Here is a 6,476-nt window from a genome sequence, read left to right as displayed (position 1 = left end):
TCAAAAGAGATCTGAAAGCAACCGGGCAGCAGTATGATAGTGAGTCATTGGACCCAAAAAAGAATAAGGAATTAGGATCAGTTATGTTCTTTGTTGGTATTGGTGTGTTCTTTTTTACGATTATGAATACAAATGTCTTTGGTGTGGTTGTGCTTCCAATTGGTGCAATAGTGTTGGGCATTAGACTGTATTTAAAAGGTGCTGAGCAGGAAAAGGTTCTAAGAAAGTATATGGATTTGGAAGAAAAGAAATCAAAGGATATTAGGTAATTCGCACGTAGTCAGGAAAACTGTTGAAACAATCCTTCATGTATTGCTGCAGATAGAAACTTTCAGAACTTATCCGAACAGTACCTGAAAATTTCTATCTTTATTAAGAATAAAATATCATAAACCGACCTCCAACCGTACATAATTTCTACCTCCGAGCCAGGCCATTGTGGATTTTATAAACCAAATCACCACAAATGAACTCCGACGCTCTGTTTAAGAATTTGTTCGAAACAGCTCCCGTTCCGCTTATAGTCACCGATCATAACGGCATTATCATATTTGCTAACCAAAGATCAAGTGCGCAGCTTGGGTATGATAAAGAACTCCTTCATGGTAAATACCTTTACGACCTCATTGAGGGCGGCGCTTCGGGAAATATACTTGACCATTCAACCACCTGGACATTTAAGAACTTTGTTGAGTTACAAAAGAGCAATCCCCTGTTCCTGATAAAAAAAATGATGGGGCACTGTGTCATATTGAACTGTCATATGCCACCAGTGAAACAGAGTCAGGTTTATATTATACGTGGTCGCTTCGTGATATTGCTGATGAGAAACGGTTGGCGCATGATCTTCAGGAAAGGGTAAAAGAGCAGATTGCTATTCTTCGTGTAACCGAAACGCTTTTCAAGTATCCGGATGTCCATGCGGTGTTCAAAGATTGCCTGCTGCACATCCGGGATGGCTGGCAGTTTCCGGAGGTGACAGCTGTGCGCATCAAACTTAATAACGGAGAGGTATATACCACTGATGATTTCCGGGAAACAGAATGGGGATTGTCCGCACAGATCGATGGCGTGCATCAGCAACATGGCACTTTGGAGGTGTATTACCTGGAGGAGGTGCCCACATATGCCGGCGGTATTTTCCTATACGAAGAAGAAAGACTGATAGGTATCCTGGCCAAACTTCTGAGTCTGTTTCTGGAACAATGGAATGCAATCAACAAGGCCAGGGCAAGTGAAGCACTGATGCGGAAAATAACCAGTCAGGTGCCGGCCAATACCTATCAATTCGAAATAGAGGAAGACGGCAGTTTCAAAATTCACTTTACCAGCAAAGGAGTCGAGCAGGTCAATCATCCTTTTGATACCGAGGATATCATTATAAACCCGCAAATGATTGTGGAGGTCATTCATGAGGAGGACCGGCCACGTTTCTATGAGGCACTGGCGGAGGGGCGGAGAACACAGGATTTTATCAGCGTTCATTATCGCATCGTTGTGGGAAACCAGGTCAGGTGGAGGTGGCTGAGAGCGACCCCGGAAAAAACCGAAAGCGGACGGGTCTTATGGTATGGATCTTCCCAGGACATCACGCCGCTGGTGGATTATATCGGTACGCAGGAGCAGATCCTGTTCGACATTTCTCACGTCATTCGCAGACCTCTGGCCAGTTTGCTGGGCTTATGCTCGCTGATGAAAAACAAGAATCTGACCGAAACAGAAGTCAGGGATCTCGCCGCAAAGGTACTGGATGTAGCAGGTGAGCTGGATGATTTTGTCAAGCACCTGAACAAGGTTTACGACGAGAAGAAACTCCTGGATGAAGTGAGCAAGTTTGAATTCACATTCATTGACAAGAGAGATGAATTGTTTAATCTGAACGAGTCATAAGCCGGCTAAACAATAAACTGTCAATCGGCAATCACGATCCTGCAAGTCTCCTGACTTTCTTCCGTATGTACTGTTATCAGGTAAACTCCGGCAGGCAGCGAGCCAGTGTTTAAGGTGAACTGATTCGTCCCTGCTTCTACGTCACCCTGTATCACAATCTTACCCAATACATTTGTTATGAAATACTGTGCACGGGATGATGCGTTCGAATTCATTTCAATCCGAATGTATTCCTTTGCCGGATTAGGGAATGCGCGTAGCTGTCCGTTCCGCTCGTCTGATAATTCCTCTGTTCCCACCACGGTGCCCAGCATGATCACGCTCTTGTTCTTCTGGATAAAGTAAATGTTACCCCATTGGTCTGTTTGAGGGCTGGTAGCCACAGGTAAAGGATAACTGTTGAAGTCAATGGTTGATGTGCAGGCTGGCGAAAGGTCTTTTTTTACGCTCAAAACTCCAAGATCGTAAGTGCTTGGATTTACATCCAGAAAAATTAGATGATTATTATACTTTTTAAATGCTGAAACAGGATTTGACGGGTTGTCACCCAAAAATGTATGAAGAGAATCAGTGCTTGTTTCTAAAGTTAACAAACAAGACTTTATTATGGAAGACGGATTGCTTATGCTGATATAATCGTACTGAGCGGTTAAGTAAATGAGGCTATCGTTCCAGGCAATTCTGGCATCTGACTTTAACGTTGTGGCCGGTATCGGCTTGTAATAATTCAACTTGTTGGAAAGGTTAAAACCGATTACAGCGCTATAGGGAGATGCTTCAAAAGGAATGATAGGCGAAAAGAAAGCATAAACGGTGTTGTTCGTTAATGGAGTGATGCAGTGAATGGAATGAGGTAATTCGGAGGGAGTTGGAGTTCCAAGGTTCAGGCTATCAACGGTCATCCAGCTAAAGTCATTGGTAGATTGTATATTGCCGGTCCTGTCGTATTGTACTAAATGATATAGTAACTCTTCCATGGCTGACGCGGAGGTGTCCGGATTGCTTTGAATGCCCAACATCCATACATTTCCACTTGCATTCGTATTGATGGCGTAGCGGTATTCATGTAGGTCATTGTTTGGGTTGTAGGTGTTGTTGTCTTCTTTATAATAATTACGGTTCCAGGTCAGATTGCCGGTTGCATCATATCCGTTCAAAAAGTAAAACGTACTGTCACCCTGGCTGATGCCTAGCAGGTAAAAACTACCGTCATCTGCCAACTTCATGCTTACCGGGAAGTTGAAGTCATATCCGGAAGAGTTATATGACTGTGTCCATTGTTTATTGCCGGCCGTATCTACCGCATACATAAAAATTTCAGAGGTGGAATCCGTCAATGCACGCTGACCTGTTATGTAAATCAGATCTCCCGCAACGTCGACTTGCGTAATGATTTCTTCCACATCATCGGTCACCTCGGTGTATGTCCAGTTGACTGCTCCGGATGTCGTAAGAGAAAGCAATCGCACGTCATTTTTGTTATCGGTTGTATTGGTAGTTGTTCCTGACATCAGGACGGAATGATCAAGTAACCGGATGTTTTTTGCCTTTAGGTTCTGATGATAGGTGGTCCACAGCGTACCTCCCCAGGGAGCCAGCTTGTATGCGGTTAATGAATCTCCCGGGCCATTCCAGTATACATAGGAGTTACCGGTGGAGTCGGTGTACATGGCATTTGCAGAACCCTGAAGTTTGTTCTCCCATGCAATCTTATCACATGGCGTTGTTTGGCAGAATACCTGAATGTTAAAGAAGATGGCGGTTAACAGCAGTGTGGCGTGCAGTTTTTTCATAGCGTCGGATATTGAAGTTCAAATGTTGAAGCATCCAAAATTTAAAAATTCCTTAGGAGATATCATGACTGAGTTTATTAAACGGTATGCTTTTTTGCGTATCCGGTTGCATTACTTTTTTTATTTTACTCACCGGTTTTTATTCCAACTGTATATTTATCTTTTCAATTGACTGGCAACAATGCCTCCCTATGAATTCTTATCGCATGAAGAAATTGATTTCCCTGCTCCTGATCTGTCTTGGTTCTCTATGGGCATTCGCGCAATCCGAAGTTGAACTAACCATCCAACTGTTCACCCCTGACCTGATCGGACAGGTTACCGTGGATCAGGAACCGTTTATAACCTGGATGGGCACGGTTACCAATACCATCGAAGCGAACCTGAAGGAGGAAGAAGGAGATAAGGAAGTGATCGTGGTGGTCAGTGTTCACAGAGATAAAGCCCCTTCCATTTCTGTGGGTGCCCGCCCGAAACTTTCAAAGGGCGGTATGAAAAAACTGACAGACGCATTGGCTAACCTGGCCGAACAGCACACCAAATTCACAGACTATTCCTTTGCCGTTATGGCCAAGGTAAACAAAGGCTGTGATCAGGAGCTGGAATTCGAACCAGCGATATCGTATCCCCAGAAAACAGAAATGGAGGCTTTCAAAAAGCTGGAACCTGCAGATAAGATCAAGGAGATCAGTATATGGATGAAAGAGGAGGTGATACCCATTGTGGCATATTATGAGAACCGGGCGGAAGATCAATTTGAAGGCGTGCGCAGCATGGGAGAAATACTGAAACAGCAAAAGTATCTGAAGGCCAGGGTGGAAGACCTCACGGAAAATAACCCTGACTACTGGAGGGCGACCATGGAAATGAGCCAAGGCAACCAAATCATCCCTTTTACAAAAGCGTGTATGTACCTGGCCGATGGGGCATTTGATAAAGCCAATCATCTTCTGTTTGTAATAAGGTTCTTTTCTGACAACGAATCCCTGCCTGCACTTTTTCTGGATGAGATATCAGCCAAAATGGAAGTGGTGAACGATGAAATAACCAGTGCCATCAATCAAGGGATTGCCCTTCATGATCAGGGAAAGTACAAGGAGGCGGTATCGCACTACAACAAGCTGCTCAAGGTATTTCCAAATTCCGCCTGGCTTAACTATGAACATTACTTCTCAGGTGCAGCACAGATGAAGGATGAGGACAAGCAGAATGACGCCTGGACGGCGTCAAAAAAAGTGATCTATACCTGTGATCCGCTATATCCTGTGAATGTGAGAGCTTCAACTGGAAAGGAAGGATACCTGCTTTTCAGGAGGCAGGAGATCAATTCCCTGTTCAAGAAGAAGGAAGACCTGAAGTCGGACTTTGTGAAGTATGCAGATATCGCATTGGAGCTGGAAGACTATGGCTTTGCCGCCCAGTTGTACTGGTTGATATTGAGCTATTTTGCAAAAGAAGATTATGACAACAGAAATATTCTGGCGCATTACCTGTATTGTCTGGATAAGCTCGGAGATACCGAAAGTGTCAAAAATTTCAAGGGGGATTTTCCCGAGGAATTTGCAAAGGTCGAGGCGGAAAGAAGAAGGGTCATGGAAGAAAGTCCGACGTATAAAGCTTTCGGTAAGCCGGAATAGCATAGCTTCCTATAATGCATAAAAAAAAAGGGCCTTCTGGCCCTTTTTCCGTTGATCCCCAACGTCACGCTCCGCATGAGGCAATGTATCTTTAATCTGCTTTTTTCTCCGCTTTGAACTCGGCGCTCTTTTCCAGGGTTACTTTAATCTGCATCATGTAAAACTGGAACTCTTCATCGACCTTGTCAAAATCATATTCCAGGTGATGTCCTGAGCGAAGGGCGATGTCTACCAAAGCCAGGTCTGAGTAGCCCTTTTCAAAAAATTCCTTGTTGGTAAGGGCATCCATATGAAGGGTGCGTAAACTTTGCTTGTCCAGCCGGTTCACCTGGTTGAATTTCTCCCTCAGCTTTTCCGCCCTGCCATTACTTACCAGATTGCCCGTGGTGATGAATAACATGTTGTCTTTAATGCCCATCATCACAATGGGAAAGTGAAGGTTCTTGGTTGCATGGATGCGTTTTGAGGATTGGCTTTGCTTATGTAGACTTTCCAACACCTCTACCATGATCGCATAAACTTTCTTTTGAACGCCGGCGGAAACGTCCAGGCTGTCCAGGTTGGTCCTGCACATGTGGAGCAGGCTGTTGATAATACTTCTGCTTAATCTCCCCTCATAAACCAGTGTGAGTTTCTTTTCAGACATCACCCGGTGTAAATCGGATATGTACCTTATCTGCGTGTTCATTTTTCGAATTATTTTCGAAATCTCCTGAAAAAAATGGCTAATCCCGTTTTTTATACGGAAGGAGGCAGTACAAGTTTCATCCTATACCTTGCCGTACCTATGATAACCAGATCAGATCGGCAATGACGGCAGCGGCGAAGGCCAGACTGGCAATGCCATTGGAAGTAAAGAAAGCCAGATTTACCCTGCTCAGATCCTTGGGTTTTACAAGGGTGTGCTGGTAGACAAGCATTGTACAGAAGAATCCTGCGCCTACCCAGTAGCCCCACGATACATTTCCGTATATCCCTGCCAGGATCACACATGCAGCGGAAGTAAGGTGAAGAATGCGCGAAACGGTCAATGCCCCTGTCGCCCCTAATGCAGCCGGGATCGAATGTAGCTTGTGCGCTTTGTCAAACTGTTCATCCTGCAGGGCATAGACGATGTCAAACCCACTGACCCAGGTAAGAACTGTAAAGGAAAATA

General features: G+C 44.5%; 7 protein-coding genes. 4 read left to right on the top strand and 3 right to left on the bottom strand.

Annotated features, from left to right (window positions below):
* The 3 genes from KDD36_14470 to KDD36_14460 all read left to right on the top strand — a co-directional run.
* Positions 1-269: hypothetical protein (locus KDD36_14470; protein MCB0397853.1), on the top strand; the 269-nt coding region annotated here is incomplete at its 5' end.
* Positions 270-466: 197 nt separating this feature from the next.
* Positions 467-862, top strand: a complete 396-nt coding sequence (locus KDD36_14465) for a PAS domain S-box protein (GenBank protein ID MCB0397852.1) — start codon at positions 467-469, stop codon at positions 860-862.
* Positions 835-1,890, top strand: a complete 1,056-nt coding sequence (locus KDD36_14460) for a hypothetical protein (protein MCB0397851.1) — start codon at positions 835-837, stop codon at positions 1,888-1,890. The genes KDD36_14465 and KDD36_14460 overlap by 28 nt, the downstream gene beginning before the upstream one ends.
* Positions 1,891-1,910: 20 nt before the next feature.
* Here the strand turns inward: KDD36_14460 and KDD36_14455 are convergent, their stop codons facing one another.
* Positions 1,911-3,683 (bottom strand): T9SS type A sorting domain-containing protein, encoded by a 1,773-nt coding sequence (locus KDD36_14455; GenBank protein MCB0397850.1) that lies wholly within the window; start codon positions 3,681-3,683, stop codon positions 1,911-1,913.
* Between the two features lie 206 nt (positions 3,684-3,889).
* Here KDD36_14455 and KDD36_14450 point away from each other — a divergent pair, with 206 nt between their 5' ends.
* Positions 3,890-5,320, top strand: a complete 1,431-nt coding sequence (locus KDD36_14450) for a hypothetical protein (protein ID MCB0397849.1) — start codon at positions 3,890-3,892, stop codon at positions 5,318-5,320.
* Positions 5,321-5,411: 91 nt separating this feature from the next.
* Here KDD36_14450 and KDD36_14445 read toward each other — a convergent pair whose 3' ends face one another.
* Both KDD36_14445 and KDD36_14440 read right to left on the bottom strand, forming a co-directional pair.
* A complete protein-coding gene (locus KDD36_14445) occupies positions 5,412-6,008 on the bottom strand; it encodes a SiaB family protein kinase (GenBank protein ID MCB0397848.1) in 597 nt (198 codons plus the stop codon).
* A gap of 97 nt (positions 6,009-6,105) precedes the next feature.
* A partial coding sequence (locus tag KDD36_14440) for a UbiA family prenyltransferase (protein ID MCB0397847.1) occupies positions 6,106-6,476 on the bottom strand: 371 nt, incomplete at its 5' end.

The organism is Flavobacteriales bacterium (assembly GCA_020435415.1).
Classification (GTDB): domain Bacteria; phylum Bacteroidota; class Bacteroidia; order JACJYZ01; family JACJYZ01; genus JACJYZ01.
Note: the sequence above shows the minus strand (reverse complement) of the source record. Positions and strands in the feature narration are given on the sequence as shown.

Excerpts from the sequence above, each read along its gene's own strand:
- KDD36_14450 (MCB0397849.1), top strand. The coding sequence starts at position 3,890 with ATGAAGAAATTGATTTCCCTGCTCCTGATCTGTCTTGGTTCTCTATGG.
- KDD36_14445 (MCB0397848.1), bottom strand. The coding sequence starts at position 6,008 with ATGAACACGCAGATAAGGTACATATCCGATTTACACCGGGTGATGTCT.
- KDD36_14455 (MCB0397850.1), bottom strand. The coding sequence starts at position 3,683 with ATGAAAAAACTGCACGCCACACTGCTGTTAACCGCCATCTTCTTTAAC.
- KDD36_14465 (MCB0397852.1), top strand. The coding sequence starts at position 467 with ATGAACTCCGACGCTCTGTTTAAGAATTTGTTCGAAACAGCTCCCGTT.